General features: G+C 55.3%; 23 protein-coding genes. 6 read left to right on the plus strand and 17 right to left on the minus strand.

The window, feature by feature from the left end; all coding sequences use genetic code 11:
* Nucleotides 1-15: 15 nt before the first annotated feature.
* The gene (locus tag LJY25_RS03540; RefSeq protein WP_227606844.1) at nucleotides 16-468 is read right to left on the minus strand and encodes a hypothetical protein; all 453 of its coding nucleotides are present in this window, start codon (nucleotides 466-468) and stop codon (nucleotides 16-18) included.
* 350 nt (nucleotides 469-818) lie between these two features.
* On the opposite strand from LJY25_RS03540, the gene LJY25_RS03545 reads away from it, so the two are divergent.
* Both LJY25_RS03545 and LJY25_RS03550 read left to right on the plus strand, forming a co-directional pair.
* Nucleotides 819-1,109, plus strand: coding sequence for a hypothetical protein (locus LJY25_RS03545; protein ID WP_227606845.1), 291 nt, complete (start codon nucleotides 819-821; stop codon nucleotides 1,107-1,109).
* Nucleotides 1,110-1,222: 113 nt separating this feature from the next.
* Entirely contained in the window at nucleotides 1,223-1,783 is a 561-nt protein-coding gene (locus LJY25_RS03550) for a hypothetical protein (protein ID WP_227606846.1), read from the plus strand.
* A gap of 492 nt (nucleotides 1,784-2,275) precedes the next feature.
* Here LJY25_RS03550 and LJY25_RS03555 read toward each other — a convergent pair whose 3' ends face one another.
* The 3 genes from LJY25_RS03555 to LJY25_RS03565 all read right to left on the minus strand — a co-directional run bounded on the left by LJY25_RS03555 (nucleotide 2,276) and on the right by LJY25_RS03565 (nucleotide 6,128).
* The gene (locus LJY25_RS03555) at nucleotides 2,276-3,880 is read right to left on the minus strand and encodes a tetratricopeptide repeat protein (protein ID WP_227606847.1); all 1,605 of its coding nucleotides are present in this window, start codon (nucleotides 3,878-3,880) and stop codon (nucleotides 2,276-2,278) included.
* A gap of 4 nt (nucleotides 3,881-3,884) precedes the next feature.
* A complete protein-coding gene (locus tag LJY25_RS03560; RefSeq protein WP_227606848.1) occupies nucleotides 3,885-4,994 on the minus strand; it encodes a protein kinase domain-containing protein in 1,110 nt (369 codons plus the stop codon).
* A gap of 174 nt (nucleotides 4,995-5,168) precedes the next feature.
* Nucleotides 5,169-6,128, minus strand: coding sequence for a tyrosine-type recombinase/integrase (locus LJY25_RS03565; protein WP_227606849.1), 960 nt, complete (start codon nucleotides 6,126-6,128; stop codon nucleotides 5,169-5,171).
* 379 nt (nucleotides 6,129-6,507) lie between these two features.
* Between LJY25_RS03565 and LJY25_RS03570 the strand changes: the two genes are divergently transcribed.
* The 3 genes from LJY25_RS03570 (at nucleotide 6,508) to LJY25_RS21425 (ending at nucleotide 10,558) form a co-directional block, all read left to right on the plus strand.
* Nucleotides 6,508-8,430, plus strand: coding sequence for a T9SS type A sorting domain-containing protein (locus tag LJY25_RS03570; RefSeq protein ID WP_227606850.1), 1,923 nt, complete (start codon nucleotides 6,508-6,510; stop codon nucleotides 8,428-8,430).
* Between the two features lie 650 nt (nucleotides 8,431-9,080).
* On the plus strand, nucleotides 9,081-9,692 hold the full coding sequence (locus LJY25_RS03575) for a hypothetical protein (protein WP_227606851.1): 612 nt from the start codon (nucleotides 9,081-9,083) through the stop codon (nucleotides 9,690-9,692).
* Between the two features lie 398 nt (nucleotides 9,693-10,090).
* Nucleotides 10,091-10,558 (plus strand): carboxypeptidase-like regulatory domain-containing protein, encoded by a 468-nt coding sequence (locus tag LJY25_RS21425; protein ID WP_227606852.1) that lies wholly within the window; start codon nucleotides 10,091-10,093, stop codon nucleotides 10,556-10,558.
* A gap of 35 nt (nucleotides 10,559-10,593) precedes the next feature.
* Here the strand turns inward: LJY25_RS21425 and LJY25_RS03585 are convergent, their stop codons facing one another.
* The 9 genes from LJY25_RS03585 to LJY25_RS03625 all read right to left on the minus strand — a co-directional run bounded on the left by LJY25_RS03585 (nucleotide 10,594) and on the right by LJY25_RS03625 (nucleotide 17,159).
* The gene (locus LJY25_RS03585; protein WP_227606853.1) at nucleotides 10,594-11,061 is read right to left on the minus strand and encodes a hypothetical protein; all 468 of its coding nucleotides are present in this window, start codon (nucleotides 11,059-11,061) and stop codon (nucleotides 10,594-10,596) included.
* Nucleotides 11,062-11,182: 121 nt separating this feature from the next.
* Complete coding sequence (locus LJY25_RS03590; protein WP_227606854.1) at nucleotides 11,183-12,253, minus strand: hypothetical protein; 1,071 nt, start codon at nucleotides 12,251-12,253, stop codon at nucleotides 11,183-11,185.
* Nucleotides 12,254-12,383: 130 nt separating this feature from the next.
* The gene (locus LJY25_RS03595; RefSeq protein ID WP_227606855.1) at nucleotides 12,384-12,857 is read right to left on the minus strand and encodes a hypothetical protein; all 474 of its coding nucleotides are present in this window, start codon (nucleotides 12,855-12,857) and stop codon (nucleotides 12,384-12,386) included.
* A gap of 111 nt (nucleotides 12,858-12,968) precedes the next feature.
* Nucleotides 12,969-13,292 (minus strand): DMT family transporter, encoded by a 324-nt coding sequence (locus tag LJY25_RS03600; protein WP_227606856.1) that lies wholly within the window; start codon nucleotides 13,290-13,292, stop codon nucleotides 12,969-12,971.
* Between the two features lie 82 nt (nucleotides 13,293-13,374).
* Nucleotides 13,375-13,971 carry a Crp/Fnr family transcriptional regulator gene (locus LJY25_RS03605; protein WP_227606857.1) on the minus strand — a complete coding sequence of 199 codons (597 nt, stop codon included), beginning with the start codon at nucleotides 13,969-13,971 and terminating at the stop codon, nucleotides 13,375-13,377.
* A 191-nt stretch (nucleotides 13,972-14,162) separates the two neighbouring features.
* Nucleotides 14,163-14,579, minus strand: a complete 417-nt coding sequence (locus LJY25_RS03610) for a hypothetical protein (RefSeq protein ID WP_227606858.1) — start codon at nucleotides 14,577-14,579, stop codon at nucleotides 14,163-14,165.
* Nucleotides 14,579-15,859 carry a cation:proton antiporter gene (locus tag LJY25_RS03615; RefSeq protein WP_227606859.1) on the minus strand — a complete coding sequence of 427 codons (1,281 nt, stop codon included), beginning with the start codon at nucleotides 15,857-15,859 and terminating at the stop codon, nucleotides 14,579-14,581. Before LJY25_RS03615 ends, LJY25_RS03610 begins: the two co-directional genes overlap by 1 nt.
* Before the next feature lie 9 nt (nucleotides 15,860-15,868).
* Nucleotides 15,869-16,240 carry a hypothetical protein gene (locus tag LJY25_RS03620; RefSeq protein WP_227606860.1) on the minus strand — a complete coding sequence of 124 codons (372 nt, stop codon included), beginning with the start codon at nucleotides 16,238-16,240 and terminating at the stop codon, nucleotides 15,869-15,871.
* Nucleotides 16,241-16,283: 43 nt separating this feature from the next.
* Nucleotides 16,284-17,159 carry a YitT family protein gene (locus LJY25_RS03625; protein ID WP_227606861.1) on the minus strand — a complete coding sequence of 292 codons (876 nt, stop codon included), beginning with the start codon at nucleotides 17,157-17,159 and terminating at the stop codon, nucleotides 16,284-16,286.
* A gap of 1,029 nt (nucleotides 17,160-18,188) precedes the next feature.
* Between LJY25_RS03625 and LJY25_RS03630 the strand changes: the two genes are divergently transcribed.
* On the plus strand, nucleotides 18,189-19,031 hold the full coding sequence (locus LJY25_RS03630; protein ID WP_227606896.1) for a YitT family protein: 843 nt from the start codon (nucleotides 18,189-18,191) through the stop codon (nucleotides 19,029-19,031).
* An 83-nt stretch (nucleotides 19,032-19,114) separates the two neighbouring features.
* Here the strand turns inward: LJY25_RS03630 and secDF are convergent, their stop codons facing one another.
* The 4 genes from secDF to LJY25_RS03650 form a co-directional block, all read right to left on the minus strand.
* A complete protein-coding gene (gene secDF / locus LJY25_RS03635; RefSeq protein ID WP_227606862.1) occupies nucleotides 19,115-22,084 on the minus strand; it encodes a protein translocase subunit SecDF in 2,970 nt (989 codons plus the stop codon).
* 149 nt (nucleotides 22,085-22,233) lie between these two features.
* A complete protein-coding gene (locus tag LJY25_RS03640; protein WP_227606863.1) occupies nucleotides 22,234-22,605 on the minus strand; it encodes a hypothetical protein in 372 nt (123 codons plus the stop codon).
* A 110-nt stretch (nucleotides 22,606-22,715) separates the two neighbouring features.
* On the minus strand, nucleotides 22,716-24,002 hold the full coding sequence (locus tag LJY25_RS03645) for a hemolysin family protein (RefSeq protein ID WP_227606864.1): 1,287 nt from the start codon (nucleotides 24,000-24,002) through the stop codon (nucleotides 22,716-22,718).
* A gap of 62 nt (nucleotides 24,003-24,064) precedes the next feature.
* Complete coding sequence (locus LJY25_RS03650; RefSeq protein WP_227606865.1) at nucleotides 24,065-24,703, minus strand: helix-turn-helix domain-containing protein; 639 nt, start codon at nucleotides 24,701-24,703, stop codon at nucleotides 24,065-24,067.
* Between the last annotated feature and the right edge of the window lie 168 nt (nucleotides 24,704-24,871).

The following is a 24,871-nucleotide window of genomic DNA, read 5'->3' on the forward strand; positions in this document are numbered from 1 at the left end:
GCTTTTTGCCTGCTATTAGTTGCTGTGCCTCTTTGCTTTTATTGTGAAGTTATTATGGGCATACAGATAAGATACCTCACATGGATGCTGTCCAACCTCTTTTTCCATTTTATTAAGCCTGGCTACAACGCTGATCAATGAATGATCTGTATCAAATAACTCATCATTATAGTCACCTACTATATATACTTCGCACCCCTTGTGCATTGCATAGCCCACTAACTTAAAGCGGCTTATCCTTGGGTATGCGTTTAAAATTCTCACTACAGAAGAGCCTCCAACGTTGTGTATGCCGATAGTAAGAATCCTAACCTTTGTAGAAGAACAGTTGGGGTCATTTTGAATGCTAGTCAGGAAATGATCAATGGCACCTCTCAACTTGTTGCTAATTTTTGATTCCTGTAAATCTTGTTTACAGCTGAATGTTATAGCCAACATCAGAAGCAAGGGGAGCAGAGTTCTTTTCATTTTCGAGATCTATCAGTCATACCCTCCTTTCGCTGAACTGCTGCCTATAGGTACTTACTAGGCTACCAAAGGCCCTCTACGGTTCAGTTTGAGTTCAAAAAACTCGTTCACCAAATCAAAGTTCACTAAACCCCATCGAGGATGAGTTTCGTGAACTCTTCAAACGCCAGAATCGGGCTGCCTAACCAGAGCTATTACTCTGCGCGCGGCTAAGCAGAATGAGCGTTTATTTACGGCAAGATCCTACTCTTTTTAGCTGTGTGTCCATGTCTGTTCAGGAGGAAGTTATGCTAGCTACCCTTGCTGCTGTATGCCTACTCATACTGATGTATCTACTTGCTCGGAACCTGATGATCAAGGCCATCTTCTTCCGTCAATTGGACGCCATGCACCAGCAGCTGGAACAAAGACTGCCCCTGGAAACCATCGACCTACACATCGATGCTATTTCCTGGCAAACGGTGCTGAACGAGGCCACCGAAACCGAGCGCAGCCGTATTGACCGCCGCTACTTAGGAGACCCCGTGTACCGAAACGTGGTGTGGGCTTACAACGATGTAACTGGCCGCAATAGCGTCGGCATGTTGATCACGCTCTTCATGCTAGTCTGCTTGATGTTCAGTCATTTCCTATTTGCCTAGTTAGGCAAACAGAAGTAGAGGCCCGGAAGCGTGCTGACCGTCCCCCGTTCAGCATTACGGTCATTCAGGCAAAGGAGGGTTAAGTTTGCGCAGAGGTCATCTCACTGTTATCTATGGAGCCCAGTTCATTCTTTCGTGTGGAGTTGAATGATGAACAGGTAGCCGTAGAAGATGACGAACTGGCGGCCCTGCGCAAAGACATTCTGCTCTACTTCGACACTAATTTGGACGAGCCGGTCAGCATCTACATGCCCGCCGACCAGTTCACCCTGCCATACTGGAAGTATCTCTCCCTGGGCTTTTCCCAGCAGTGGGCCGAGTCGGTTCACTACCAGCGGCTGGTTGAAGAGGGCTGCTTGGCCCTGCTCAATGGCATTGCCCTCGACCTGCTGGATGAACCCATCGGTATCATCACCAAGCATTGGCGGCAGGAGCCCGTTGTGACCCTGTTGCAGTACGTGGAGCACTATCAGCCCTCGTCGGCCAAACTGGCTACGGCCCGGACCCACCTGATCCGCACCCTGAGCTTTATCCTAAACTTGACTGAAAGCGACCTCGATCCGATAGACCGGTGCTTGCGCACCGGAGACCATATACCGGGGGCTAAATGGATAACGGAAGAGATCATTCGGGCCTATTACCACTGGCGACTAACAATCAATAAGGGCCCGTAACCGCTGCTTCCTGTTCAGCAGAAGTTTACCTGGGTGGGTAGGTTCATAGGGAATAAGCGTTTACAAGCGCTTACCATGCGTTGGCGTAGTGCCGGAGTCAGAACCGCTGATGCCTACTTCACTCGTTTGCTCCACCTAGAGTCGACTCCACTCCGCGGACAGGCCGGTTCGGGGGCGGTTCGGGGCTTTGATTTCCCAGAACAGGATTTAGGGGGCAGTGGGCAGGCGCCGCCGACGGGGTTGATTTCGCGGAAGAGTCGATTTACATAAGGTCAGTTATAGCGGCCGTATCGGAAAAGTGGAAGTTTTTAACCAACTGCCAAAGCTGGTTGAATGTGGTACTTTCCTAAGGAAAGAGTTCTTATCGGGGCGAGTCAAGCGCACTCCTTAATGTACCCTGGGACTACTGCCGCCGGGGCAAGCGTTGGGCAGCCGACACATATCGCCTACCGACCACCCGGCTATGGTCTTACTAGCGCGCAGTGATTCTGACTATCCAAGGTTCAGCGGGCTCTGAGCTTTTAACTTTTTAAGTGTTCTTTCTATTGCAGCTTTAATTATAAGTGAATCGGTCGTGCGCGATATATCCTCCAGCTTTGTTAAGTAGTTGTTTTTGTCGGCCATATCAGCCAAAAATATTTCTCGGGTTAAATTGATGAAAGCAATATTAGCAATTTCGGGTTGCTTAAGGTCTTCTGCTAGTTTGATTGCATGCTGATACAGGGCTACACCTCTTTCTGTATAGCCAAGTCGAAAGTTTACCAAGCCAATTGTAGCAGAATAGTTAACTCGTTGCTCATTAGACAGCGATTTTATGTCTTTTTTTGAAAATGCAGTAAGATACTTATCGAGCCCCTTAGTATTAGTGTTATTGGCCATTATTTTAAGATAAACCATGTTGTTGATCAAGCCAGGGTCTTCTGGGTGTATCCTTAACCCTGCCTTGCAAAACTCAATAGCTTCATCATACATATCAAAAATTAGGTCTAATAAAAAAATACAAAAATAGACTGATTGTTTGTTGTAAGGCGTTTCAAAAAACCATTTTACGCCATTTATCATAGCCTCTTCCCATAAACCTTTTTCAAGTGCATCTAGCGCGTTCGCTTCAAATGGATGAACAAGGTGATTATACCGCAAAGGGTTAAATTGGAATTGGTTGTCTCTTTGTGATATCCACTCGATTTGAGCAAGTGTGTTGTCATTAGGTCTTTTTAAAGCAATATTGAAGAAGTCCCTAGCCTTCTTTATTCCTCCGCTTCCATATTCTTCAGTGCCGATAGAGCTGGCTAACTCAGTCAAGCTATGCGGGGCTATGTTTTTATCGGTTATTAACAAAAGCCCTTGCTTGATTAACGGAGAGTATCTATTAATCATGCGGGACGCTGCGATATGTGCAGATACTAACCAAGGGTCAGATTTAGTTCGAGCACTTTTTCTAAGATGATAGATGGCTTGTTCACCATCATTAACATTTACAAATAGACTAGTCGACGCACGCAGGACAAATTTATTGTCTGGAGCTAGACTAAGTGCTATTTTCATGGCTCTAATCGCCTTGCTGTTTTGACCTTGTATCAAATACAATCGTGATAAGTCAATCCATATGATTGGATTTGAGAGTTGAGACAATGATGCCTTTTTTAGGTGGTGTACACTTTGATGGATAGTGCCAGAATTTATTCGCTTCCATACATCCTTGATATTATCGACTTGTATATCTTCTAGAAGTAGATCGAAATTTTCATTCAAATTTTGGCCATGACTTGTTTCAGATTTATTGTCAATCTCGGTAGCCCTTGTTAGGAGCTTTAATACGAGGGTTTGTTGCTTGCCAAACAAGCTATTGTCTAGTAATGTCTTCGCTTCGTCTAATTCTGAAAAGTTGAAATTCCTTGTTGTTAAGGCAGCATTTACTATTTCACTGGCTGTAATAGCATTTTTATTGTCCTTCCATTCCGAGACTATATCTGTTATATCAGGCAGGGAATGAGATTTATTAGAAGTGCTTTCTAATTCACGTAATTTAAGAGCATCAGAGAACCGTCTCCAAACTGGTACAAGAAAGCGTTGGTTGTATTGAAAAGGGAGTCCCATGTCTTTATTTTGTGAATGAGCGGGATGATTTCATTGATTCGTACACGGCAATGCTCTCCGCCTTTCTAGTCAAAAGATCGAGCTTTGAGATAATCGCCTCGAAGGGGAAATATAGGGCATGGTTGCTTTTAGTCGGAAGGCCCCTTTTGGTAGGGTCAGCGTTAGTACAGTGTTTAATTAGTACAAGTAATTCTATTAGTGCGGCGTTTTTTTCAAAGTAGGGTCTTAATTGTTCAAATGCTTTAAAATAAGCATCTGTAATGTATGGCTTTGCTTCTTCATAACTACCACGCCAATTGTAATAATGAATTGATGGATCAAGCTCGGTAAATATTGCAGATGTCAGTGTAATGGTTGTGAAGTAGAAGCAAGCTAGGCTGCCAAACATATATAAGTCAACCTGTTGCATTTTTTTATTCCAATTCGGCTCATGAAAGCCGTAAAAAATTTCAGGCGGCGCATAGGTCGAGTCACCGGCAAAACCACCCATGCCGTTGTCATGTGGAGCAGCGATGTCTTGACATAAGGAACGACCAAGATCACCAACTTTTGATGTTTCACCATCTCTAAAAATCAATACGTTGGATGGCTTTAAGTCCTGGTGGCTGATCTTTACGCTATGTAATTGCTGCAGACCAAGTGCTATATTATGAAGTGACCTGAGCTTCCAACTTATATCAATATTATCAGCAAGATCAATAAGCCTTGATCGCAGGTCTCCATCTGCTATTTCGAATATCATATAGGGCACCTGTGGAATAATATATCCCGATAATACCTCCTCTCCTTCGTCAATAATAGTTGCCACCTTGTTTAAGTTGCGATCTTTGCACCTTTCCAACAAAGCCTTTTCATACTGGTACGCGTTAGTTTGCTCTTGGATAATTTCTGTTATATTTTTTCCCGAACCATTGTGCATTGCAAAAAATGCGGCAAAATTTAGGGCCTTTAAAAATGATTTCTTTCCAGTTTGGATATTTTCCACCTGATAACAAACACTAAAAAAACCACCTGTACCGTGTGGTTTTTTGTCAACACGTTTATTAACAAACCAAGTACCCTTTAATGTTTTGCCTTCGAGCCCAAAGGCTGCGTTTTGGTTGTCGTTAAGCATAAAGTGAAGTCTGATGAAATGTGTGACAAGAAAAAAGCACAATCCGATAGCAGATTATAAAAGGTGCAGAAGATCATCTCAAGGAACAACCTTGAGTTAAGATAAACTCGTATTTTCACTCATAACTTTAATTCTTAACTAGTTAGATAATTTGTATAAGTTAGAGATTAGTGCTTACAATCCCAATTCCTTAGCCGAATTATGTTGGCGAACATTATCTAGTCGTGTATAACGTCGGATCATTGCACTCGTTTTGTGCTTCGTCTGGTTCATTACCTTGCTGTCGTCGGCCCCGTTGAGTTTAGACACGGTCACAAAAGATGCTCGCAGCGAGTGGGCCGTATATTGATTGCCGAGGCACTGCTGCACGATCAAGTTCGTGTACTTCGTCGTCATGCGGCGGGTAGTCACCTGATGGTTCTTGCGCAACGACACGAATACCGGCCCTTCTGTACGTCCCAGCATGAGCAGCCAGGCCTGCAGGGAACGGATGGGGCACAAGGCCGGATCCGGAGAGTAGAAAATGGCTTTCTCTTCAGCCTGACCGAGCTGGTTGGTTTTGCTCTGCTGCAGGGATACGACCAGGCCATCCTCATCGAAGGCCAGATCTTCGATATTAAGAGCCTCCAGCTCCGAGCGGCGAAACGCCCCGGTAAAGCCCAGCAGCAGTAAGGCCCGGTTGCGCAGCCCAGCGGGAGTGCTCACGTCGATGCTCTTGATCGTGCGCTTGAAGCTATCGAGCGTAAAAGCCGGAGCCTGCTTTTGCCGGGTCTTTTTCTCCCGGGCAATCCCCTTCAGTAAGATCTTGATTTTCTTGTCGGCAGTGGGCGAATCCACATTGGCCAGTTCGTGGGCCTTGGCAATGGCCGCGGCATGCCGCTCGATGGTCGCAAACTTCTTACCCGCGTCGGCCAGCTCGGTCAGAAATCCCACCAACGCCTCAACCGGCGCCGGCAGTGACTCGAGCTGGTGCAGCTGGCACCAGGCGGTGAACCGCTTCCAGTCGCCCGCGTAGGCGCGCACCGTGTTGGCTGCCCCGCGCAGGCCGGACTCGACGTAGCGCTGGGTAGACTCCACCAGGTGAGCGGGCACCTGAGCAGTGGGTAGAGTCGGGACGGCGGGGAGCTGGCTCATGGAGTACTATATAATAAGGAGTAGCCAACCTCAAATCGGGGGCTTTTCGCGGGACTAATATAAGGAACGATAAGGAAACGTTATCAGTCCTTATGAACCCGGGATAAGGTCAATAAAGTAAACTTTATCGGATCCTATCAGGTAGCTCTTCCAGAGAGGCTAGCGGCCTTCATGCTTTTCTTCCACTTAGAAAGATAGCGTCATACACACGCTGCATACAGCTGCTCAAGTGTTGCAGCTCGTCGTCGAGTAATTGCTGAAAGAGAAGCCCCTTCCTGGCTTGGGCAGCTTGTCTACACCTCTTACCATCAAACTAGAAGTGTTCCTGTTTCTTCTACATTTACTCCTCTCCGATTTCTACCCGCTTCTTATTCGCTGCATGAAACACCGCTACACGTTGGTCTCTGTTTACCACCGATTCTTTCCCGGCTATCTCCTAGCACTATTAGTATTGTTACTGCCTAGTGCGGCGCTGGCGCAGGCCCCTGCTTGGGCCGCGGTTGCCCAGAGCAGTACACAAGCGAGCGGTACGTGCCAGACAATAGGAATGGCAGTGGATGCCTCAGGTAATGTGTTTGCCACGGGTATCTTTTCCGGGACCGTAGCCTTTGGTAGTACGGTGCTTACCAGCGCAGGCAACGATGACATCTTTGTGGCTAAATATGTGCCCAGCACCAACACGTGGGCGTGGGCCCAACGCGGGGGTGGCGCCAACATCGATCGGGGATTTGGTATTGCCGTCAGTGGCAACAGTGTGTACGTGACCGGTTATATTACCAACAACCTAGCGGATGACCAGATCGTACGGTTTGGTGGTTCAGGTACAACACCCACCTCCGTGCAGGTAAACGGGGCCAGCTCCAGGAGCAGCCGGGACCTGCTCGTGGCCAAGTACACGGATAGTGGCACCTCGGCTACACTGGTATGGACCCAGGTTGGAGGCGGTACCTACCTGGATGAGGCCAATGGCATTGCCGTGAGTGGCAGCAGCGTGTATGTAACGGGCGCATTCGCAAACAACACGACGGATGACTATCGGGTGCGTTTCGGTGGCTCGGGCACTACGCCGGGCACCGTGCAAGTGAAGGGGGCTAGCACCTCAACCAACTGGGACCTGGTGGTCGCCAAGTACGTTGACAATGGCTCTTCAGCCACGCTCGTCTGGACCCAAGTGGGCGGTGGGCATGCAAGCGACAGCGGTTTCAGTCTCGCTTTAAGCGGTTCGAGTCTGTATGTGAGCGGCTACATCACCAACAATTTAGCCGATGACAACACAGTACGCTTTGGTGGCTCGGGCACTACACGCGCCTCCGTACAAGTGAACGGGGCCAGCGCTAACAACAGTCTTGACTTGCTCGTGGCGAAGTATACCGATAACGGTTCGAGTGCCGCCCTGATCTGGACCCAGGTCGGCGGCGGTATCGGCGCTGACATTGGCTATGGCCTTGCCGTGAAGGGTACGAACGTGTATGTGACGGGTGATATCGCGAACAACTTAGCGGATGCGGCCTCCGTGCGGTTTGGTGGCTCGGGCACAACGCCTGGTACCTTGCTGCAAAATGGCGCCAGCACGACGATCAGCGACGATCTAGTGGTCGCCAAGTACACGGATAATGGCCCCTCGGCTACGGTGGTCTGGACGCAGGTCGGCGGTGGCACTGGCCTGGACCGGGGTCAGCGAATCGAGGTGAGCGGCACGAGCCTGTTCGTGACCGGCGTCACCCAGAATAGCACAGCCGACGCCAATCGGGTGCGTTTCGGCGGTTCGGGCACCGCACCAGGTACCGTGCAAGTGAATGGGGTTGGGCCGACGGCCAGTTCCGACTTCCTAGTAGCCAAGTACACGGATAACGGTACTAGTGCCGCGTTGGGTTGGACGAAGGTGAGTGGCGGTGCCGGCGAGGATTGGGGACGGGCCCTTGCGGTAAGTGGTCAGAATGTGCTGGTGAGTGGCCTCACGACGCCCAGTGCCAGCTTCGATACTTTTACGATCACGAACCCCGTTGGCGTTGCTACCGCGGTGTTGGCTCACTTACGTGACCCTACCCTTCCGCTGGCTGTAGCCCGTAAAAAGACGGGAGCCCTATTCCTGTACCCGAACCCCGCCCACCACGGAACGGCCACTCTTACCGGTGCTGAGCCTGGCCTAGTCGTGCAAGTGCTGGATGCCCTAGGTCGCCCCGTGCTGCAGGCTACTGTTAATGCTAGTGGTGCGGCTCGCTTAGTTCTTCCTCAAGGACTTGCCAGCGGTGTGTACGTGGTGCGTGCGGGTACGCAGGTCCTGCGGCTTGCCATCGAATAAGTCTTCAATAGCAAAAGCGCCCAGGCGCTTCCTGTATCGGCAAGCACAGGCCTTTGTAAGAGACGCTCTGGATGCCCCTGTCACATCTCTGGAGGACCGTTTAAGAAATGTGACAAGAGCCTGAGAGGATGCTTGCAAAAAGAATAGTCCCTTTCCCTCGCTACTCGGTACCGTATTCTACCGCACGCTTAGGAGCGTAATGTGTTATCGCTTGTATCTTTGAAGTAGCAGGCTAGTCGTCGAGGGCGTTCGGAGTCGGGGGCCTTGCCACCTTCTCGCTAGCCGTGCCCAAATCCAGGTAGGCCCGAACGGTTGAAACGTTTGGGCCTACTCGTTTCACACGCCTCCCGTATATTCGCTTAAGCGGTCGTTTCGGACGTCCTGAGCAGGGCTTTGTTCCACCAGCTCGCCGCTGTATTTCCCTTGGTACGCAGTGGTTCGGTCCACGGCGGTAAAGGGGGATACTGATCCTGATAGGGGCAACGCTCTATCGACTGGCCTTACGGGTTGGAACATCAAGAAACGGCCTTGATGGGGAGCCGCAGGTGACACTGGGAGCGGCTAGGCCGTCTGCGCGAGGTCCGTTGACATCGTGGCGCCCGGTGCCCTACGGTCCAGGTAAATGCAGTAAGCAGCGTATGGCCATGAGTATGAAAAGTAAGAAGCCGTCGGTGCACCGACGCGAGTGGGTAAACCCCAAGAAGTTGTTACGCTGCAGGATTTACAATGTCTGGCTGGAACCCACTGGCAATGCTGTGCTGACGCTGATCGACGAAAGCGGGAATATGAACGAGTACCGCATCTATCAGGACAACCTGCGGCACATCGAGCTCGTCACCGCGCCCGAAGAGGCCGCGCACCCCTTGCCCAAGCCGGCGCAAGTCCCGATTGAATTTATCGTGGAGCGTACCGGTACCGGGTACTCGGCCTATGCGGAAGCGTACGCCGTCTATACAGTCGGCACTACCTTGCGTGAAGTGAAAGGGAACATGGTCGAGGCACTGAACTTACACCTGGAAGACACTGGCTACGCCGTTACGGAGGATGATGTGCGACTCACACTCGATCTGGCGCAGTTCTTTGCCTACTACAAAGTCATTAATGTGTCCCAGTTAGCGGCACGCCTGGGCATGTCCCAAAGCCTACTGGCGCAGTGCATCGGGGGCCAAAAGAAGCCTTCTGCCCAACAAACCGAGCGGATTGTAGAAGGACTCTGCCAACTCGGGGACGAATTGAGTGACCTCTATGAGTCGCTTCCTTAACGCGTAGACGCTGCGCCCCATTTTTTTGCGGAGGGGATCCTGGCGTGCCATCCTAAAGAAACGCTCATTCTGCTTAACCGCGCGTTGAGCAATAGCTCGGGTTAGGGAGTCTACTTCCGGCTTTTGAAGAGTTCACGAAACTCATCCCTGATGGGGTTTATTGAACTTTGATTTCGTGAACGAGTTTTTTGAACTCAAACTGAACCGTAGAGGGCCTTTAGCAGCTTGGTAAGCGCTTATAGACGTTTGTTCAGTGAAACGAGGGTTACTTCGTGTTACCGGAACTAGCTCGCCCTACCCTTGAGAAATGGCCTGTGGCTGGCGCGACGAGCGGTCAACAGCCGAGCCGCCTATCCGGACCTAGTTTCCTATATCACTTACTCTACTTGTCGCCGTTGATGTGTCACCTGAACGCCTTCTTAACAATCTTGGCGTTGGTCCTCTCCCTTGGAACCGCCCATGCACAGCCTACCAAGAGCCTTACCGGTCGGGTACTAAGCGAAGAGTTAGATGCGGTTCCGAGGGCAAACATTTACGCCCGGGATACGACAATCATCGGGACGACGGACATGGAGGGCTATTTTAAGATCGACGTGCCCGTTAACACCAACACGCTCCTATTCGGAACGCTCGGTATGGAATTGACCACCGTCAAACTGAGCGGAGAATGTTCAACCTTGGAAGTAATTCTCCTCTATGATTTTCATTATGATTTTATATCAGTGAGGCGTGTGAATAGAAAAGTCTTCAAGCGGTTTAAGCAATTGCCGAAAATACATCAACAGGCATATGAGAAAGGCCTTTTCAAATCCCCTGCTCCTTGTGCTCAGCCCATTTTCACTAAGTGGGTCCCACGTTCACTTTAACGGTCGGAAAGCTAAACGTAGGCCAGTTAAGTATTTCAGGTTTTCTTGCTTTGGGCGTAGGTTAAGGCTTCTGCCAGGGTGTCAAAGTATAAAGCGGGCCGAAAGACCAATTGCTCTCCTTCAGGCTGTTCAAGCAACGAAGCCAGAGTAGTCTTCCACTCCTCGCTCATATGGCAAAACACTGTGTCGCCGGGCCAACTAGGCTCGGCCTGCCACAGCATCATTTCTGTCCCTAGCACGTTTGCCCACTCCCATTGGGAGCAGTCATATATCAGACAGTGGACATGCGACCGGGCTTCTGTAGCCCCTTCTCCTGTCAGAAACTCCCACAGTACCCCTAAGTCCTCCATCTCGTACTCAGTGGGCAGGGTAACTAGCGCCACACCATCGGATACGGTGATAGAAAGGCGTTTCACTGCTACCTTCTGCTTTGCTCGTTTACAAGCGAGCCACCAACCCAAGAACAGTGCGGTGGCCAGAGCTGCCAGCGAGACGAAAAGCATGAGCCCAAGTTACGGTTGTCTGTTTGGTAACTGGGCGTATCCCTCTCACCCACTTCTGAAGTTCAGGAAAACGGTCGAAAAGGTGAACGAGATTGGTAAAACCAGATGGTTATCACCTTTGCTAGAAGGGGCCTACTGGCCGTTGTCCCACAGCCAGAGCGGCTAACTGGTCTGCACTATACGGCCTGGTAACCACCTGCGGATCGGCATGAAACGCCCGAAACAGTGCGAAAATATAGCGCATGCGCTCCTTGATGCGTGCCCAATCGCTGGCGGCGGTATTGCCCACCGACGGACCTCCCGCCTGTGCTGTGCCACTGCCCAGTCGTAGCAGAGCCAAGGCTGCCTGATCAGCAGGTTCACTATCCGTCTCAAGGAGCTGAAGGGGTGCCGGCACGTCGTGCGACACTGCCAGGCGATGTGTTCCAATATCGAATTGCAGCAGCCGTCCGGTCACGCACCGGCGGATAATTAGTGGCATGGCTCCCTGAATGTAGGGCTCCAGCCGTACATGCTCGTGCCAGACGGCAAAGCAATTTCCTAAATAAGTGGCGCGTTGTTTTTCGGCAATATGTGTGGCGAGATGGGCGACATAGTACTGCGAAAATGCCTGCCGCAAGAGCTCCTGGTTTTGCTCGCCCACTGGCCCCGGGCGCAGTTCATCCAGGAACTCAGCAACGCCTGCAGGCTGCGCGCTGCGCGCCATGGATAGCCACTGCAGAAACCGTACGGTCTGCAGACCAATATCCTCGAGTACCGTGCGATTGCCGGCTAGCACTAAGCTGGCGGACCGGCGCCGACTATGGTGGATCACCAAGCGCCCGACGGTCAGGCCACAGCTCGCGCCTAACAGGGCCGCCAGTGGTAACCACCCGGATGACCATCCCAAGAGCCAGCCGCTCCCGATGCCTACCAGACCACCCACTAAGCCCCCTACGACGGACCCATCCCGGCGCGCACCATCCAGATCCTCCTGCCGAATCGTGACCCCGGCTTTGCGAGAGCCCCACACGGCCCAACTGTGGAAGTTGGCTCCGGCTCCTTCTCCTAAGGCTGCTTGCAGGGCCTGCGAGAGCAAGTAATGGCACCGGGTAATGAGCAGGTTGGCCAGCACGGGGTCTGGCTGACGAAGCGCGGCTTCAATCTGCTGGCGCAAAAAGGCAGGCTGGGGAACTGAGGATAAAGCAGACATAGGTGTACACCAGCGTAAAAGAGAAAGGAAGGTAAAGCAAAGTCAGTAGGCAATAACCGTTTAGCTACTTAATATGCTTCATTTAGTGCCCATTCAGTTCATCTAAACGGTGGTTGAGGCAAACGAGGGTTTACCTGTCGATAAATGTGACGCGCTTTCCGTTGACTCGAAACCAGACAGCCTGCTCGGAATTCTCATCCGTCAAAATCACTTCCTTGCCCAGCAGAATCGACAGGTCAACCAGGTAAGCCAGCACCTGCTCGTGGTCGGCCGGGGTGCGAATTTCCCGTGGGTCGAGGTCCTGCTCAATTTCAGTTTCGCTGTAGAAGAGGCAATGCAGCTTCACGGTACCTAGGCACACGGCGGCCAGGACGGTAAGTTGCTCACTAGCCGCGTCCCAACGCCGGTTGATGAAAGCCGCGTCAATGGCGGGGGCCGGGGCATTTTCATTGAGTCCTTGGGCCTCCCACCGCAAGGGGTAGCGGGCGTTAACGAAGGTTATCCAGCGGTCCCAGTCGGTGCGCGAGGTTCCCAGCACGTACACGTTGAGTAGGGAGCCGTCTTCGCCGTACACGCGGCGTTTTAAGGTTTTCCAGTCAGGCAAAGACGCTGTGTAAGGAGGAAGCATGCGAAGAGGAGATGGGCTTACCGATAAGCAGACTGCCAAGTAACGAGGGTTCAGGAAAAGGGTCCAAAAACTAAACGAGCGTTTCTTTTAATGTGAGGCGAATTTTAGCCCCACAACCGACGCCACCAGTGTCGTCAGGAAAAACAGCCGCCAGAAGGTAATCGGGTCGCGGAAAAAGTAAATGCCGAGCAACGCCGTGCCCACAGCCCCGATGCCGGTCCAGACCGCATACGCGGTGCCGAGGGGGATGTGTTGTAAGCTCTTATTGAGCAATGAAAAACTGATAGCGGCAAACACGAAAAAGGCCGCATACCACCCCACGGGCGAGCCTTCTGCTTCCTTGGCCTTGCCCAAGCTAAACGCAAACGCCACCTCAAACAAACCGCCGAACACCAAAAACAACCACGCCATCGGATTACCAGAAAGAGTACCCGGCAAAGGTTCGACGCCCACCGTTCGCATCCTTTTACAAATGATAAAAACGGCGGCCCGCCTATTTCAACTTGGCCCGGACACGGCTCAACGTGACGGGCGTCACGCCCAAGTAGGACGCGATGTGCCCTAGCGGCACGCGTTGCAGCAGGTCCGGGCGGTGACGCACTAACTCTGCATAGCGCTCCGCCGCTGGGCGGAATTGCCGGGCAATGAGTTGCTGCTCTGTGCGCAGCCACTCCCGTTCCACGAGTACCCGTCCCCAGTTAGCTAAGTGTACATCCGTGGCGTAAAGCCCGTGCAGGGTGCGGACCGGCAAACGAACCAACTGGCTGTCTTCCAGTAGTTCAATGATTTCGTAGCTGACCTGCTGCGCCAGGTAGCCCTGAATGGAAAACAAAGCGGTGCCCTCTGCCCCAAACCAAAAGGTGACTTCCTGCGCGTCTTGCCGCACGTAGGCTCGGGCCAAGCCGCGCTGCACGAAGTACAGCTCCTCGCCCACCCGGTCGTCCGTAAACAAAAGCGTGCCTTTGGGCAACTCGACCAAAGTGGCGGTCTGCTGTAAGCGGGCCAGTGAAGGTTCAGGCAACGGATAGTGGGCTTGTAGAAGCGTAGCGAAAGGCATATACAGCAATAACGCCGAAACGACGTAATTCACGAAAACGGTGGTTTTAGCAAAAGGAGCCATTGCCTCTACCGCCTCTGACGTGCTCAATTTTCTAACCAAATCTACGTTCACTAAAGCTTCATGCCTGCTTTTTGGATGCTTTTCGTTGATTCAGCAAGCGGAAAAAGCTTTTGAGGACGAGCAGCGTATACTTCGGTTTTATCCAGGACGGGTATCGATCTTCACTCCTGCGATGCAGGCCCCAGGCAGGTGCGCATGGCCTGGTCCAGACGCGTGTGCGCCGTGAGCACCGAAGTCAGTGTCCGGTTGTGTTGCCTCAGAGTCACTTGCGAATCAAGATTACTAGTTAGAAGTAACTGCGTTGCGACGGTGAGTGTGCGCCCGTCGGCCCAGCGGGCCTCGAAAGCCAGCGCCGTATCCTGCCAGGGAGGGGTGACTGCGTGGATGCTGGCCGGCGCGTACGGGGCTAATGCCTCGAAAGCAGTCCGCAACCGCCCCAGCAGGGGGCTAATCCAGGCGGTAGCGTCGGTGCCCGCGTGCGTGCGCAACAGGTGCAGGAACTGGTCAACGGTAAGGGCGGTCATCCGGATTGAATAAGTAAAAAGGTGGGTAATTGGCTGCGCCAGAAGGAACTGCATTAGTGTGCCGGAGTGGCTGTGGTGTCGCTTTCGTTCAGTTCGGCCGTGATGGCGCGGCCGTGGCGACGGTCCAGCCAATTCATGACCGGCGTGGCCAGCACGCCGTGCAGCACGATGGACACGAGCATGGTGAAGCCCAGAATTGCCCACAGCAGCCGAGCCTGCGGAAACATCGCCTTTTCCAGCGCAAAGGCGATATAAAAGACCGAGCCAATGCCGCGTATCCCGAAAAAGGAGATAACGACGCGCTCAGCTAGCGTCACCCGCTTGGAACGCATCAGCGTAAGCATCCCTCCTAGGGGGCGCAGAACCAGTAAAAGCAGCATGCCTACACCAGCCCCGGCCCAGGTCAGTGGGGCCAGCAGGCCGCCAAACAGGGCGCCCCCGAATAGGATGAGGATAATGACAATGAGCAGGCGCTCCAATTGGTCGGTAAAGGCATGCATCATGCGGTGGTACTCGTGCTTGCGCTCCCGGCTGCGCAGTGTCACGGCGGCGATGAACACGGCCAGAAAGCCGTAGCCGTGCAGCAGCTCGGTGACCCCGTAGCTGGTCAGCGTTACGGCCAGGGCCACAAATCCGTAGGCGCTGGGTTTGAGACTCAGCGCCTTAGGCAAGTTAAAAATCAGGTAGGCCAGCAGTTGGCCTGACAGCCAGCCCAACCCCAGACCCGCCACCACGCGGTAAGCCACGTCCATGCCGACCCACTCCCACAGCCGGCTTCCATCCGCGCCGGTCGACAGCAAGGCCAGGGCTAGGTACACGAACGGGAAAGCCAAGCCGTCGTTGAGGCCTGCCTCACCGGTCAGGGAAAAACGGACGTTGTCCTCTCGCCCCTCGCCGGGGTCGCCCACCTGCACGTCACCGGCCAGTACGGGGTCGGTGGGCGCCAATGCCGCCGCCAGCAGCAGCGCTGAGGGTATAGCCAGCCCCGCCAGCAGCCAGCCCACCAGCGTAAGGCCCGCGATGGTCAGCACCATGAGCACCAACACCAGCAGTAGCGGCGTACGCCATGTGCCCAGTGAGAACGGCCGGTCAATTTTGAGGCCAGTGCCGGTCAGCGCCACAATCACGCACAGCTCAGAGAGATGAGTCGTCAGCTGGGGATGCTGAAAAGGGTCGGCGGCCGGCAAGCCCAGCGGTAGCGCGTACGCGGCCATGCCCAGCCCAATGAAGAGAATGGGGTAGGAAAGCGGGTACTTTTCCAGCAGCGAGGGCAGCCAGGCCACTCCCAGGATGGCGAGGCCCAGCAGCACGAGGGCGATGTTGTAAATGGGCATCGGAACAGGTTACGGTATGGAGATCGGGTCAGGCAAGGGCTGCAGCACATCAGAGCCATCGTATTTGAGTTGCAGAACCGTCACGTCGCCGTACACTGCGTAGGCGCGGGACTGAATAGTGAACGTGGTGGCCCGCGTGCGGATGGGTAGTTGATCGGCGGGCAGAGTGCCCAACGTGTCGTACAGGGTTTTCAGGGACTGTTGGCAGTGCGCGCGATAGCGGGCTAGGTTGTTCGTTTCGGCAGCGCTCAGTGGTTCTTCCCGGTAGCCATCAAGCACCTTGTAGAGGGGATTGAACCGGCAGTGCAGAAAGAGCCGCGGCGTGACCTGGAGCCACTCCTGGTACTCCGGGTGCTCGGTCGGGCTGTGCGATATGGCCATGGGGAGGACTTATCAAGGGAAAGGAGCTGGCCCGTCCGGTACGTTAGTGCAGCGGACGCTTTTTGACTAGCCCACCCTTGGTTTCGCGCACGCTGTGCATTACCACGAAAGCCTGCGGGTCAATGCGGTCAATCTCCTGCTTGAGGCTAGTCACTTCTAGCCGGGTCGTGACGGTGAAGATGATGTCGATGGCTTCCCGGGCATGCCCATGCGAGCCAAAGCCGCGGCGTCCGGCATAGATGGTAGCGCCCCGGCCGAGCTTTTCGGTCAGCATTTTCCGGATGCGCTCACTCTGGGTTGAGATGATGGTAACGCCGGTGTACTCTTCGATGCCTTCGATGATGAAGTCAATCGTCTTAGCGGCCGACAGGTACGCCAGGATGGAATACAGTGCCGTTTCCACGGAAAGCAGCGCGGCCGCGGCCGCGAAGATGACCAGGTTGATGAGCAGTACCACGTCCCCAATGGAGAGCGAGGACTTTTTGCTCAGGTACAGGGCCAGCACCTCGGTGCCGTCGAGCACGGCCCCACCGCGGACGGTCAGGCCAATGCCGGCGCCCAAGAAGAAGCCGCCGAACACAGCAATGAGGAGCTTGTCCTGGGTCAGTGTGGAAAAGGAGACTACCAGCAGCACGCCGGCCAGGGCCAGAATGGCCAGCAACGTTTTCAAGGCGAATGCGCGGCCCAACTGAAAGTAGCCCATCACGATGAAGGGCAGGTTGATGAGCACGATCAGCAGTGAGAGCGACAGGCCCGACACCTGGCTGGTAAGCAGCGAAATGCCCGTGACGCCCCCGTCGATAAAGCCGTTGGGCAGCAGGAAACCTTTTAGGCCCAGGGCAGCGAACAATACGCCCGCAGCAATGAACGCAAGGTTTACGAGGAGCTGCCGGATCTGCCGGGGAGTGAAAGGAAACACCCACGGCCACTGCTTTGGTGGGGGGCCGCCGTGCGGCGTGGCACGCGCCGATTTTCGGCGTCTTTCGGCGTGGTGATGAATGATAAGTTGGGGCAATAGCATACCGAATGCGGATGCGTCAGGGACCCTCAGATGTGCCAGCGAGCCACAAAGAAAGTGGCTGCTGATAAGTGCCCCCAACGTGGTGAAACACGGACAAGCCGCCGCCCTGCAGTCAACACGTCCCTATTAGGAGTGTCAAGGCGCGGGCGGCGGCACAGGCGGGGTGTCCGGTACAGTTAGGGGGCGTGGGGCGAGAGCGCGGCCAGGAGCAGCCGTGTACGGAAGAAGCCGGCTATCTCACCAACGCGGACGACCGGCACGCTGGAGGCGGCCAACACGGCCGCCCTGCGCCAACAGGGAGTGCCTGGCACCAAGGCCGGCGGCAAGGGGGCACCAAGAAATAGCCCCGGCCCTCGGGGGGAAACAGCTTCTGTGCCCAGTGCTTCGGGCTGCAACAACTCCTGCGATTCATGCCGGCTGTCAGGGTCAACCAGTTGCGCGGGCGTAACCACGGCAATGGCCGGAGCCGCCACCACCGCACGCGGCAGTACAAGCCCGGAGAGAAGGGCCACCACGCAAACCAGGTACAGGCGCAAGGCAGGAGTTAAAAGCACCACCACGGGAGGAAATTATCGATTCGCGCTACCAGGACGCTGATCAGCTAAACGGACTACGCTAGTAAATGGTTGAATACCAGTTTGAACACCTTTTGTGCGGCGTCTGCCCCGGCTGTAATAACGGGATAAATTTTCCGCTACCGTTCCCGCGGGCGGGGCCCGTCCAGGTCACAGGAATGTGTAAACAGCACAAGGAGAAGAGACAAAAGGAGGTACTTTTGACATTCCACCGCCTCCCGTTTGGCAAAGCAAGTTTGCTTTTGGGGTCATCCGTGGCTGTTTCACCCATCCTTATCCGATGCATTCACTAGCGGGAGAACTCCCGACAACCCCTCCCCCCGGTTCATCCCCGGCAACTGTTCGAACCGTGATGAAGGACGTCGCCTTTATCGTAGCCGGCATCTTGTCGGCAGGCATGGGCCTCAAGGGGTTTTTGCTTTCCAGCCACTTTATTGACGGCGGGGCGACCGGCATTTCCATGCTGCTGGCGGCTGGCCTGGACCTGCCCCTCCCCTGGGGCCTGTTGCTGATAAACCTGCCGTTTTTGGCGCTCGGTTATCGGCAGATGGGCCTGCGCTTTGCCTTGAAAAGTGCGGCAGCCATTGCCGGGCTGGCGGCCTGCCTGGTGCTTGTTCCCTACCCGGACGTGACCCCGGACTTGGTGGTAACGGCTGTATTTGGCGGGGTATTCATTGGGGCGGGCATTGGGCTGGCCATGCGCGGCGGGGCCGTGCTCGACGGCACCGAAATCCTGGCCCTGCTTATTAACCGCAACACCTCGCTGCTGAAGGTGAGTGATATAATACTGATTCTCAACATTTTCATTTTCGCGGTGGCGGCCTTTGTGCTGGGCGTGACCGAAGCACTTTACTCCGTCCTCACGTACTTTGCGGCTTCCAAAAGCTTGGATTTCATTCTCACGGGCATCGAGCAGTACACCGGCGTCACCATCGTATCCGAGCACAACGAAGCCATCCGCGAGGCCATTACCGCCAGTCTGGGGCGGGGGGTAACGGTCTACAAAGGCCAGAGTGGTTTTGGCAAGCGGGGCGAGCAGCTCCAGGAGCGCAACATTATCTTTACCGTGGTCACCCGCCTAGAGCTGCCCCGCCTGCGCGCTGAAGTGAAGCGCCTGGACCCCAAGGCTTTTATCGTTCAGCACAGCGTAGATGACGCGGTAGGCGGCATGCTTAAGCAGCGGCCCCTTCACTAACGTTGGAGTTTGACCTTTCTGCCGTTACAAAAAAGGCCTGGTCATCGACCAGGCCTTTTGCTTACAGCTGAGTGCTTGCGTTCTTATACCGAAGCGCCGCTTAGCCTAGGCGTATCACTCGGCATAGCATTTTCGCCTTCCCCCGTTCCCACCGTCTGCTTGCCGGAGGTGTCAAGAATAATGGGGGCGGCAATGAACAGGGAAGAGTAGGTGCCAAATACCACACCTACAATCATGGCGAACGAAAACGAGCGCAGCGTTTCCCCGCCGAAAATGTAGAGAACGACCACCACCAGCAGCACCGTGGTCGAAGTGATAATGGTCCGCGAGAAGGTGGTATTCAGAGCGGGGTTGACCACCTGTGCAAAGGTGAGTGTTGGGTTCTCCTTCAGGTACTCCCGAATCCGGTCGTAAATCACCACTGTGTCGTTGATGGAGAAGCCCAGGATGGTGAGCACTGCCGCCACGAAAATTTGGTCCATCTCGTAGTTGATGCCGAAAAGCCGGGCAATGGGAAAGGCAACAATGACCATCAGCACATCGTGCAGCAAAGCCACCACCGACGCTAGCGAGTACTGCCACTTCTCGAAGCGCAGCAGCACGTACACAAAGATGCCGACCAGGGACAGCAGCAGGCTCATCACCGAGGAGGCCTTGATATCGTCCGCCACGGTAGCGCCGACTTTGGATGTGCTCACGATGGTGGGGTCATTGGCCGCGTATGCCGCCAGACCTTTGCGCACGGCCTGCTCCACCTGTTGGTCTGCCGCAGCACTCTCGTCACCGGCCAGGTAGCTGGTGGTAATACGCAGCCGATTTGGGGCTCCGAAGGTTTTGACCTCAATGCCGGCACCCTGCAGGTCGTCGCCCAGGGCCGTGCGCACATCGGAGGCCACGATAGGCTGGTTGAAATTCACCGTATAGCTGCGACCACCTTTAAAGTCCACCCCCAGGTTCGGTCCGCCCTGCACGGCCATCAGCACAAAGCCCAGCACAATCACCGACGCGGAGAACAGATAAGCTGGCTTGCGCTTGCCTACGATGTCAAAGTTGAAGTTCTTGAACAGGTTCAGGGACAGCGGCGTGGCAAAGGTCCAGCTGGCTGCGTTCTTGCCCGAGGTCAGCCACTCCACAATCAGGTGAGAGAGGTACACTGAGGTGAGAAACGAGGTAAGCACACCAATACCCAGGGTGATGGCAAAGCCCTGCACGGGGCCCGTTCCGAAAAAGCCCAGGATTACAGCAATCAGCAGGGTCGTGACGTTGGAGTCGAAAATAGCCGAGAAGGCGCGGCCATAGCCCTTGTTGATGGCATCCTTGAGGCTCAGGCCCTGCGCCAACTCTTCGCGGATGCGCTCAAAGATGAGCACGTTCGCATCCACCGCCATGCCGAAGGTGAGCACCAGGCCGGCGATGCCCGGCAGGGTGAGGGCCGTGCCAAACTGGGCCAAGATACCCAGCACCAGGAAGATGTTGAAGCCCAGGGCCACGTCGGCGACTACGCCGCCCTTGCCGTAGTAGGCCGCCATGAACACCATGATGATGATCAGACCGGCCAGGGACGAGTAAAGTCCCTGCTGGATGGCTTCCTGCCCCAGCGAAGGCCCAACAATAGCTTCTTCAACGATGCGCGTGGGCGCAGGCAGCTTGCCGGCTTTGAGTACCTGGGCCAAATCCTGCGCTTCCTCGACGGAGAAGTTACCGGAGATGCTGGTGTTGCCGCCCGCAATCTCGGTTTGCACCACCGGGTCGGTGTACACGTAGTCGTCGAGCACGATAGCCACCTGCTTATCGATGTTGGCGGCCGTCAGGGCCTGCCATTTACGGGAACCGGTGGGGTTCATGCTCACGCTTACCTCGGCCCGGCCACTTTCGTCAAAGTCCTGCCGGGCATCCGACACTACTTCCCCTGTTAAGGGCGCTGCGCCCCCGTTGCGGTCTTTGCGGACCGGCGTCAGGCGCAGATACTCCTGCTTGTCAAGGGTAACGGGCTTGGCCGCCCACAGCATAGTCAGGTTAGGAGGCAGCGTGGCGCGGGCTTCGGGCGAGCGCAGCACCTGGTTCATGCGGGCGGTGTCCCGCAGGTTCACGCCCATACCGCCGGGCATGGAGAAGAGGCGGGAGAGGAGCCCGCCTTTGGCGCCCGCGGCCGAGTCGGCTTTTTCCGCTGTGGCCGAGTTGCGTTTCGCCAGCTGGGCCGCCAGGGAGGTCGTGTCGCCGGTTGCCTGCGAGGCGGTCTTGGCCGGAGTGGTGCCGCTGGCGTTGGCCAGGGCTTCCTTGGCCGCCAGGGCCTGGTCAAGCTGCATCAGGTAGGGGCCAATTTCCTGTTGGTCCCACACTTCCCAGAACTCCAGCTTGGCTTGGCTCTGCAGCAGCTTGCGGATGCGCTCGGGGTTGTCGACCCCGGGCAGCTCAATCTGCAGGCGGCCGGTGCCCTTTACCCGCTGAATGCTGGGCTGGTTCACGCCAAACTTGTCGACCCGGGTGCGCAGGATATCAAACGAGCGGTCAATGGCTTCTTCCACTTCCTTGTCGATGGCGGCGACGACTTGCTCGTTACTGGAATTGATGTCGAGCCCGCGGCTCTTGTTGCTGGTGTTGGCAAACAGATGAGCCAGCGGCTTGGAGGGAGCCAGCTGTTGGTACTGCTGCGCAAACAGGGTGGTGAAGGCCGTGCCCGAGTTAGTTTTCTGCAGCTCCTGCGCCCGGGTAAGGGCCTGGTTGAGGGCTGGGTCTTTGGAGTTGCCGCTCAGGGCACGCACGATTTCCACCGGCGATACTTCCAGTGTGACGTGCATACCACCTTTCAGGTCCAGGCCCAGGCCCAGTTCAGAAGCGCGCACGTCGCGGTAGGTGTACGAGCCGAACACGGGCGCCCGCCATACCGAATCCAGGTAGTGCTGGCGCTGGCGCTCGTCGAGCCGGCCGTTATGAGTGGCGTAGGCAACGGCCTGGTCCTGAACCCGGCGCGAGACGTAGGTGAAAAAAAGATAATAGGCACAGAGGCCCGTCACGATGAGCGTGAGGACAATGATTAAGGTTTTGTTACGCATGGGGTTACTAGCAACGATGAAGAAACACGGGGTAGCACTGCAGGCATATGCGTAGGCAAGACGCTGCAGCAACCAGTAGGTATAGAGCAGTGCCCGGCAGGCTGCTGAAGTAGCCTACTAGTAACAGTTCCACACCTGAATCTTCATCCTTAGGGAGCCTGGGGAGAGAGCATCACGGCCAGCAGCCGGACGCGAAATACCTCAGCGGCCTGTACACCGGCCTGCAACAGCGGCGTGGCTAGGATCCGGCGCACTCTGGGTAACCAGCACATCGCAAGTGCTGGCACCGGTAACCAAGCCAGCGCAGGCGGGGCCACATAATGGCTTAGAACTGGTGTGGCCTCTAGAGCCACCTTCTTCTTGACCACCTCGACTATTGACTGCACAGTGGTCCCGTACTCATTCCCCCCCGGCTGGTGAAAAGTGTTTACTTCCCGTTGGTTCAGGCCCAGCGACAGCAGCGCCGCGAGGGTGAGCAGCGCAAAGCGCAACGAGAACACAAAACGAGTGGAAGGGGACATAGGCGGCACAGGAGGGCCAGCAAAGATACAGGATAAGGAGGTTGCAGTAGGGGGCTACGCTCTGGGCCATGGACAGCGGCTGTTGCTAAGCTTCAGGTTTCGCTTTGCAGTTATCCTCCGATCGTCTTAGGTCTGAATAAGATTTTGTCGATGTGACTTCGGTCAACATCCACAATTTCAAAGTAGTGTCCCTCCCACATGAAATGCTCGCCGGCGCGGGGAAGCACGCTCAGAACGTGCAGGGCAAAGCCCCCCAGACTGTGAAACCCGCTCAGGCCACGGCGCTGGGCGGCCGAGATGTGAAAGCGTTCCGCAAACTCGGCAAAAGGAAGCTGGGCATCAATCAGAAAAGAGCCGTCGCCGCGCTCTATAATAGTTGGGTTTTCCTCGATGTCGGGTGAGACATCGCCTACCAGCGCGTCCAGAATGTCATCAATGGTCACCATTCCGACGACCCCACCGAACTCGTCCACCACGATTCCTTGGTGTACGCGCCGCTGTCGAAACAGCTCCAGAGCATGGTAAGCCTTGCTCGAGGCTGGCATAAATAATGGTTCCTTTTGCAGAGCTTCCAGCCGCTGCAGCTGAGCGTCCAAGTTGTCGTCTACCAAGTCCTTGAGGTAGACCATACCGCGCACTTCATCCAAGCTGCCCTGGCAGAGTGGGTAAGCCGACTGCTTGCGGGTGAGCACCGTATGCTTTGTCGTGGCCACGTCCTCATCCAAGTCTAGCCATACGATATCCTGGCGGCTGGTCATGAGCGAGCCAATGCGCCGGTCTCCCAGACTAAAGACGTTTTTGACGATGTCGTGCTCAATTTCCTGGATGGTCCCCTCCGAGGCTCCTTCTTTTATCATGGCCTTGATCTCTTCTTCCGTTACGGGGCTTTCCTGCGCCTTGATGCCCATGAGCTTAATGAGTAAGTCACTGGAGATAGTCAGCAGCCAAATAAAAGGTGAAGTGAAACGCGAAAGCAGTGCCATGGGTGCGGCCATGAACTTGATAATGCCTTCGGGGTTAGTTAGGCCGATGCGTTTGGGTAGCAGCTCGCCGGCGACCACGGAGAGGTAGGTAATGAAAGTTACCATCAGCACCACGGCGAAGTTGTCGGCAAATGGAGCCAGCATGGGCACCCGGGCAATGAAGCCCTGCAGCTGCAGGGTGAGACCAGCGCCGCTGAACACACCGGTCAGGATACTTATCAGGGTGATGCCGATCTGAACCGTAGAGAGAAACCGGGTGGGCGCCTGAGCCAGCTCCAGAGCGGCCTGGGCCGTGCGGCTACCTTGCTTGGCCTGAGCCTCGAGTTTTGACTTTCGGGATGATATAAGGGCAATTTCCGACATGGAGAAAACGCCGTTGAGCAGCACGAGTACGAGAATAATCAGTAGTTCCATAGAATGAGCACAGCTAGGCCGAGGTGTCTGCTGTGAAACCTCGTTTCGATTTAAGACTTAGCTTAGGATACTTGCTGCAAGCCCGATCGGTGGCGGTGCCCTGGGTCCAGGCGCTGAAACTCGGTCGGGGTCATGCCGGTGACCTGCTTGAACTGGTTGGTGAGGTGGGCCGGGCTGCGGTACCCCAACTGGCGCGCCACCTCGGCGACAGAGTCGTCCTGGTAGCTGAGCAGCTCTTTGGCCCGCTCCACCTTCTGGCGGATGAGGTACTTTTCAATGGTAAGCCCTTGGCGGGTTGAGAATAGGTGCGAGAGGTAGGAATAGTCGCGGCCGAGCCGCTCGCTCAGGTACACCGAGGTGTTGAGCAGCGGCCATTGCTCGGCCGGGGTGTAGTGCACCAGCTCCAGTACCAGTGCCTTGATTTGCTCCACCACCTGGTCGCGCGGGTCTTCGAGCAGGTCGAAGCCTATCGGCCCCAGTACCGCTTGCAGCAGCTGGGCATCCGGCATCCCCTGGACGGGGGGCACGACGTCGGCGCCCCCGAGCCCCACCTGCAGCACAGTCAGTCCCTGCTGTTCCAATTCCTCGCGCACCACCCGGGCGCACCGGGGGCACACCACACCGCGCAGGGGCAGGCGTGTTGCCCCGACTGGGGGGACAAGGGGTAAGGTCGTGACAACAGCAGAATCAGCAGGGCTCATACCCGTGTCCTACGAAAAGAGCGGCGGCGGGTAGGCACGGATGGCCCCTTTCCCGGGCCGTCCGTGCCTACCCGCGCCCCGCTGGCCGGTTCCAAATCTTGCAACGCGGACCCAGGATGGTGTACAGCCCTCCCCTCGGGTGGCCCGTAATTTTGCACTGGTTCAAGA

Origin of the sequence: Hymenobacter translucens (assembly GCF_020685205.1) — a bacterium.
In the GTDB taxonomy this organism is placed as follows: domain Bacteria; phylum Bacteroidota; class Bacteroidia; order Cytophagales; family Hymenobacteraceae; genus Hymenobacter; species Hymenobacter translucens.

Bases quoted from the DNA above. Each gene is read 5' to 3' on its own strand.
- LJY25_RS03615 (WP_227606859.1), bottom strand. From the start codon at position 15,859: ATGCCCATTTACAACATCGCCCTCGTGCTGCTGGGCCTCGCCATCCTG.
- LJY25_RS03555 (WP_227606847.1), bottom strand. From the start codon at position 3,880: ATGGGACTCCCTTTTCAATACAACCAACGCTTTCTTGTACCAGTTTGG.
- secDF (WP_227606862.1), bottom strand. From the start codon at position 22,084: ATGCGTAACAAAACCTTAATCATTGTCCTCACGCTCATCGTGACGGGC.
- LJY25_RS21425 (WP_227606852.1), top strand. From the start codon at position 10,091: ATGTGTCACCTGAACGCCTTCTTAACAATCTTGGCGTTGGTCCTCTCC.
- LJY25_RS03590 (WP_227606854.1), bottom strand. From the start codon at position 12,253: ATGTCTGCTTTATCCTCAGTTCCCCAGCCTGCCTTTTTGCGCCAGCAG.
- LJY25_RS03640 (WP_227606863.1), bottom strand. From the start codon at position 22,605: ATGTCCCCTTCCACTCGTTTTGTGTTCTCGTTGCGCTTTGCGCTGCTC.
- LJY25_RS03575 (WP_227606851.1), top strand. From the start codon at position 9,081: ATGAAAAGTAAGAAGCCGTCGGTGCACCGACGCGAGTGGGTAAACCCC.
- LJY25_RS03600 (WP_227606856.1), bottom strand. From the start codon at position 13,292: ATGGCGTGGTTGTTTTTGGTGTTCGGCGGTTTGTTTGAGGTGGCGTTT.
- LJY25_RS03610 (WP_227606858.1), bottom strand. From the start codon at position 14,579: ATGCAGTTCCTTCTGGCGCAGCCAATTACCCACCTTTTTACTTATTCA.
- LJY25_RS03540 (WP_227606844.1), bottom strand. From the start codon at position 468: ATGAAAAGAACTCTGCTCCCCTTGCTTCTGATGTTGGCTATAACATTC.
- LJY25_RS03545 (WP_227606845.1), top strand. From the start codon at position 819: ATGATCAAGGCCATCTTCTTCCGTCAATTGGACGCCATGCACCAGCAG.
- LJY25_RS03565 (WP_227606849.1), bottom strand. From the start codon at position 6,128: ATGAGCCAGCTCCCCGCCGTCCCGACTCTACCCACTGCTCAGGTGCCC.
- LJY25_RS03645 (WP_227606864.1), bottom strand. From the start codon at position 24,002: ATGGAACTACTGATTATTCTCGTACTCGTGCTGCTCAACGGCGTTTTC.
- LJY25_RS03620 (WP_227606860.1), bottom strand. From the start codon at position 16,240: ATGGCCATATCGCACAGCCCGACCGAGCACCCGGAGTACCAGGAGTGG.
- LJY25_RS03560 (WP_227606848.1), bottom strand. From the start codon at position 4,994: ATGCTTAACGACAACCAAAACGCAGCCTTTGGGCTCGAAGGCAAAACA.
- LJY25_RS03585 (WP_227606853.1), bottom strand. From the start codon at position 11,061: ATGCTTTTCGTCTCGCTGGCAGCTCTGGCCACCGCACTGTTCTTGGGT.
- LJY25_RS03550 (WP_227606846.1), top strand. From the start codon at position 1,223: ATGGAGCCCAGTTCATTCTTTCGTGTGGAGTTGAATGATGAACAGGTA.
- LJY25_RS03630 (WP_227606896.1), top strand. From the start codon at position 18,189: ATGAAGGACGTCGCCTTTATCGTAGCCGGCATCTTGTCGGCAGGCATG.
- LJY25_RS03570 (WP_227606850.1), top strand. From the start codon at position 6,508: ATGAAACACCGCTACACGTTGGTCTCTGTTTACCACCGATTCTTTCCC.
- LJY25_RS03650 (WP_227606865.1), bottom strand. From the start codon at position 24,703: ATGAGCCCTGCTGATTCTGCTGTTGTCACGACCTTACCCCTTGTCCCC.